This is a genomic window from Ulvibacter sp. 2210JD10-4 (assembly GCF_058148525.1).
In genome coordinates this window covers 1-270 of sequence record NZ_JBYVJZ010000038.1, presented here as the reverse complement: position 1 = coordinate 270, position 270 = coordinate 1, and the positions used below count along the sequence as shown (strand labels likewise).

The 270-nt window shown below is 35.6% G+C and carries 1 pseudogene; it reads right to left on the bottom strand.

The annotated features are described in order from the left end of the window. Positions 1-270 (bottom strand): annotated as a pseudogene (locus ACY2RT_RS15380) (phosphoribosylamine--glycine ligase); the annotation flags it as partial.

Here is a 270-nt window from a genome sequence, read left to right as displayed (position 1 = left end):
CACTTTAATTAAACCAATAAATATGAAGCCCTTATAGTCAATTTGTTCTTCTTTCAAACCATCGACTGTTGGGTTTACAATACGATCTTCAATTTTTTGCATTAAAAGGGAGTCTGCAAAAGGTACAGTAGATATGGCTCCCATCCCTCCAGTGTTTAAGCCTGTATCTTTTTCACCTATTCGCTTATAATCCTTAGCTGGGGGAAGGATCTTGTAGTTTTTGCCATCAGTTAAAACAAAAACACTTAATTCAATTCCATCGAGAAATTC